This is a genomic window from Priestia sp. SIMBA_032, assembly GCF_046535215.1.
In the GTDB taxonomy this organism is placed as follows: Bacteria; Bacillota; Bacilli; order Bacillales; family Bacillaceae_H; genus Priestia; species Priestia aryabhattai.
The window spans coordinates 1-290 of the sequence record NZ_JAWRXD010000442.1 but is presented as its reverse complement, the minus strand read 5'-3'; the positions used below and the strand labels follow the sequence as shown (position 1 = coordinate 290).

The 290-nt window shown below is 39.3% G+C and carries 1 protein-coding gene and 1 pseudogene; both read right to left on the bottom strand.

The features are described 5' to 3' along the window. Window positions 1-211: DMT family transporter (locus SB717_RS35090; protein ID WP_410907511.1), on the bottom strand; the 211-nt coding region annotated here is incomplete at its 3' end. 1 nt (window position 212) lies between these two features. Then, a pseudogene (locus SB717_RS35085) lies at window positions 213-290 on the bottom strand (QacE family quaternary ammonium compound efflux SMR transporter); the annotation flags it as partial.

Below are 290 nucleotides of genomic sequence, written 5' to 3'. Positions count from 1 at the left end.
CACTTCCAGCAGTTCCGATTCCAGTCCAAATTGCGTAAGCAGTTCCCATCGGTAATGTGTTCATCGCAAGAGATAAGAAGAAGAAGCTTACGCCGAAGTTAGCGATTAAAATAACTTTTGGTGCCCAGCCTTTCTTTTCAGTGGCTACTTTCATAAAGAGTACACCAATAATTTCACAAATACCAGCTAGAATTAAAAATACCCAAGCCATTTTATGCGGCCTCCTTCGCTTCTTTTTCTTCTGTTACTCGTTTTAAACCAATTACTCCGAAGAAGATTAAACCGATTAA